Origin of the sequence: Borrelia hispanica CRI (assembly GCF_000500065.1) — a bacterium.
In the GTDB taxonomy this organism is placed as follows: Bacteria; Spirochaetota; Spirochaetia; order Borreliales; family Borreliaceae; genus Borrelia; species Borrelia hispanica.
In genome coordinates, this window is record NZ_AYOU01000088.1 from 1 (window position 1) to 3,969 (window position 3,969).

Annotated in this window: 7 protein-coding genes; all 7 read left to right on the forward strand. The window is 30.9% G+C overall.

Features of this window, described 5'->3' with window-relative positions; all coding sequences use genetic code 11:
- Positions 1–887: hypothetical protein (locus tag U880_RS11125; protein ID WP_024654625.1), on the forward strand; the 887-nt coding region annotated here is incomplete at its 5' end.
- A 9-nt stretch (positions 888–896) separates the two neighbouring features.
- The gene (locus tag U880_RS0102455; RefSeq protein ID WP_024654616.1) at positions 897–1,370 is read left to right on the forward strand and encodes a DUF3890 domain-containing protein; all 474 of its coding nucleotides are present in this window, start codon (positions 897–899) and stop codon (positions 1,368–1,370) included.
- Positions 1,370–1,765 (forward strand): DUF1506 family protein, encoded by a 396-nt coding sequence (locus U880_RS0102460; RefSeq protein ID WP_024654626.1) that lies wholly within the window; start codon positions 1,370–1,372, stop codon positions 1,763–1,765. The genes U880_RS0102455 and U880_RS0102460 overlap by 1 nt, the downstream gene beginning before the upstream one ends.
- Entirely contained in the window at positions 1,749–2,141 is a 393-nt protein-coding gene (locus tag U880_RS0102465; RefSeq protein ID WP_084543169.1) for a hypothetical protein, read from the forward strand. The genes U880_RS0102460 and U880_RS0102465 overlap by 17 nt, the downstream gene beginning before the upstream one ends.
- On the forward strand, positions 2,138–2,698 hold the full coding sequence (locus tag U880_RS0102470; protein ID WP_024654628.1) for a DUF764 family protein: 561 nt from the start codon (positions 2,138–2,140) through the stop codon (positions 2,696–2,698). The genes U880_RS0102465 and U880_RS0102470 overlap by 4 nt, the downstream gene beginning before the upstream one ends.
- Positions 2,688–3,815, forward strand: coding sequence for a DUF787 family protein (locus tag U880_RS0102475; protein ID WP_024654629.1), 1,128 nt, complete (start codon positions 2,688–2,690; stop codon positions 3,813–3,815). Before U880_RS0102470 ends, U880_RS0102475 begins: the two co-directional genes overlap by 11 nt.
- A 2-nt stretch (positions 3,816–3,817) precedes the next feature.
- Positions 3,818–3,969, forward strand: a 152-nt coding sequence (locus U880_RS11130; protein WP_152520379.1) for a DUF1463 family protein, incomplete at its 3' end; no start/stop codon positions are given.

A 3,969-nucleotide genomic window follows, 5' to 3' on the forward strand; every position in this document is an offset into this window, starting at 1 on the left:
CCCCAGAACAAATTGAAGAAGTTCCTTATAAGATGGGATTTTTCAAAGTAGTAGAATGGGATGCATTCATCAACGATAATCCAACAAATGTTATAAATAATTATAATACTGTCTCAACAATAGGATTTAGATCAGAATTCGTAAAACTTAACTATTTGCATTTGCAATACAAATTTGCACATCTGAAAGATTCTGCTGTTGCTCAATTTACAAATTCTGAGTATGTTGGAGATGTTAATAATAATCACTTGCCTTTTGGTACCGCATATAAACTAGCATGCAATGAAATTATGAAACTGATCACCCATTTTGTACTAACGGGAACTGTATCAGTGCAAAAGGATGGCACAAGAACAAAACGTCTATTACCTAATATGTATGGACTGCTCAATATGCCATATCAAATCAAAGAAGAAGTTCAAGCTGCAAATAAAGACAAAATGGAGAAGATATTTGAATCTATAGAATCAGGACTTTCAAAATTAGAACTTGGTGACTACTTTGATTGTCCATTCATGGTATTAATTGATCCATTGACAAGCTTAAAATTGGTTAAACCTTATGCAATACCAAATGCATCCTCATCATCTAATGTTTATTCGTCAACTGATTCATGGGAAGATTTTTTAATTAAAACAATTAAAGCTTTGAATAATAGAAATGAAGTAACTATACAAATATCTAATTTACTAAAAAATCAAATTATTATTTACCCAATGAATCCGAAGTTGCTTAAATTCAAACCAAGTCAATTCATGTTGCCAACACCAAATGAACAAATTGACACCAATTCAAGTAATATAGCTCATTCTTATATTGATTTTGTTCTTGGTGGGCTTATGGCTACACAGAAGACTATTCTTCAAGTAGAAATTAAGCAAAGTTAAGGAGTATCTATGTCACAGCATGAAAGTCAAGAAGAAACACAAGAACTTCAAAATGAAATACGCCAACTTTATGCAGAAATAATAGAATTATTAGACACTAATGAAGAGACTGTGAGTTTTTCTACTTTTATGCAATATGCAAAATTGGTCGATATGCTTCTTGAAGTTAGGGGTATTGACGTAGAGATGCTCACGGCTTCACATATCAAATTGTTGATGTATTACTATACTGGCTGCAGACTAAAGAAAAGCGGAACTATCGATGATTTTAGTGGCAATAGTCAAGTAGTAAAGAAGCATAAACTTAACGAACTTGAGATCGAATATGAACAGGTACAATCACAATCTGATGGTTCTGAATCTTTTGGTGCTGGGATCAAAGCTAGTGAAGGGTTCTGTTCGTCTTTTGATTCATTATTAGCTAATTTAGCACTTGTTGAAGAATCAACAACTAAAAAATATTGCATAGGAGTTGCTCGTTAATGCAGATAAATCATGTTAGAAGTAAATTTGCTCAAATGGCAAAATCTGTTATCTCTTATTTTGAAAATAAAAAACCTTTAAGGCTTTATAAAAAAAGATATGAATATAATGAAGATACTGCAAGTTCTGAAGCAATAATTGACAAAGACAACTTTCAAGAATTTACAGGTGTACTATTTAGCATAAATCCCGATTCTATTGTAAGTATTAATGAATCAAATCTTGGTGATATGACATGTCTTTACAAGTTGTATACAAGTGCACAACTTGATTTTGCTATATCAGATAAGATCTCTGAAGGAGACTTAGATAACTTTCACTTCGAAATAGTATCAATTGATGGTTCTGTTGGTTATCTAACTTTGACATTAAAGGGAGTTGGGAGATATGCATGATCAATTTGAGATTGAACTTGAAATTGGTTGGTTTGCAACACGAGCCAATATAGCACGTATACATGAAAAGGGAAGTCATAAACTTCCAATACGTAAACATTTGACTAAAATAGCTAATTCACAAGAATTTCAACAATACATTAATACCGACTACATGAGAAGTAAATTTCAAGAAAGTATAGAGAATGGCATGAATGCCTTTGGAACTGCATTTATCAATTACTACAAAAATCATGTTTTAGCATCTAAAATTATGCCTAAATTATCTCCAAAGACAATTGCACTAAAAAGCAAAAAAGGAAGTAAAACTCCACAAACACCACTTGTTGATACAGGTCTTATGCTTAATTCAATCGAATATAGGATCAACAAATGATTCTGGATATTACTACCATTGAAAAATGCATAATATCCACTCTAAAAGACTTTATAAAATTTGCAAGTATTTACAATCTTTCTGTTGATATTATAAATACATATAACCATCCATATATGTCTAAATATACAGTGGATAATTCAAATATAATTGCTGTGCAGTTCACCGATATTGATGGTCTATTTGAGCATAATTCAAGAACAGGTGTGTTTTACAATAATGTGAACGAATTTGCTATTCATTTTCAACTATATTTTATGGCACTAACGAGCAATTCAAACAAAGATGCATATGAAAGACTTATGTTGCTTTATGCATTATTTAGCGACTTTTTACATGATTCTGCGACTCAAAGTTTTACTTTTACACCTGAAGATAATTGTGACTACCAAAAAAATTTAAAATTTCACATTCGCCATACAACAAATATGCAAAACAATGGTCTACTTGACGTGAATAGCAATCATAGCAAATCAACTTATTGTTTAAGTCAGGGATTTATAGCAAATATACAAATAAAAGAAGAAAAAGTGAAGGAGCAAAATAATGCCATCTGATACAATTAGCGTTAATTTGACGCATTCTAGATTGGATCTAAATCAAGTAAGTTATTATACACCAATACTTGTTTACAAATGTGCAAAAATCAAACTTAATAGTGCATCGCCAAAACATAAAATATTATATCTGAATATAAATGATTATGAAAAGGCAATTGGTGCACTTGAAAAAGAAGGTAATAATGGTGATGATGAATTTAATAACGAAAAAGAATATTTAAAACAAGCGATTCAATCATTTTTTGCAGAAGATGATAAAGGATTAAGAGCTGTAACACTAGCGATATATAAAGACACAGCAGAAGCAAAAGGGATTAAAGAGCTATTTAAGAGAAGTAGAAATTCTTTTATTGTGTTTATAAACACTTACGCAAGTAATAATGATGGTGGTGATGGTCTTACTATTTACAAAGATGATTATACCAATTTCAAAGACCCTGCTCACTTCTTTGTTTTTGCAACTAAAGAATCTGAAATAAAAGAATTGTTCAAAAATGGTTCAAACTCTAAATCTAAAATTATTGTTGTTCATTCTAAAGGAACTCAACAATTACATTTGAGATTTGTATCTAAATATTTACATGAAGCAAGTATGTTTCATGCTGTAAACCCTTATGGACTTACATTTAGTGGTATCAATCCTATTACTAATAGTGAAGAAATTACTAAGCTTAGACAAGCTAATATCAATTTCTACTCACACCTTAATGAAACTGGACTTGATGGTTTTCCAGCTTTTAAGGAGGGAATTTGTTTAGATTCTAGCCCTATCGACGAAATTTTTACTTACGACTATATCAAATATGAATTTATTGCGGAACTTATTAGAATATGGAACTTGAATAATAGACAAAATAGTAAATTATCAGCACTTCAACTATCAGGACAAAGAGATACTGCTTATAGTGCGGCTATTGCATGCAAACTGAAAGAGTTTGTTGATGCAGGTATAATTGTTTCTTATTCTAAGCTCAAAATACAAATATCGGCAAGTGCTTCACTAAAACTATTCTTATCAATAAGTATTACTTATAACTATTCTATGAAGGGCGTGGTATTGAATATCACAACACAAGATATACAAAGTTATCAAAATAGCTTAAAGGAGGTTTAATAATGGAGCAGGTTTATAATTTAACGAAAATATTTTTCTCAATCAAAGATAAGCAAATTCAAAGTGGGAAATTAGAACTTACTAGTGAACCTACAACAAGAGCTGTATCTAGTACTGAAGATATGGGACTTCCGGTAGTTAGTTTTAGAGACCC

What these genes read in the sequence shown, in the direction of transcription:
- U880_RS0102455 (WP_024654616.1), top strand. Translation starts at nt 897, where the DNA reads ATGTCACAGCATGAAAGTCAAGAAGAAACACAAGAACTTCAAAATGAA.
- U880_RS0102470 (WP_024654628.1), top strand. Translation starts at nt 2,138, where the DNA reads ATGATTCTGGATATTACTACCATTGAAAAATGCATAATATCCACTCTA.
- U880_RS0102460 (WP_024654626.1), top strand. Translation starts at nt 1,370, where the DNA reads ATGCAGATAAATCATGTTAGAAGTAAATTTGCTCAAATGGCAAAATCT.
- U880_RS0102475 (WP_024654629.1), top strand. Translation starts at nt 2,688, where the DNA reads ATGCCATCTGATACAATTAGCGTTAATTTGACGCATTCTAGATTGGAT.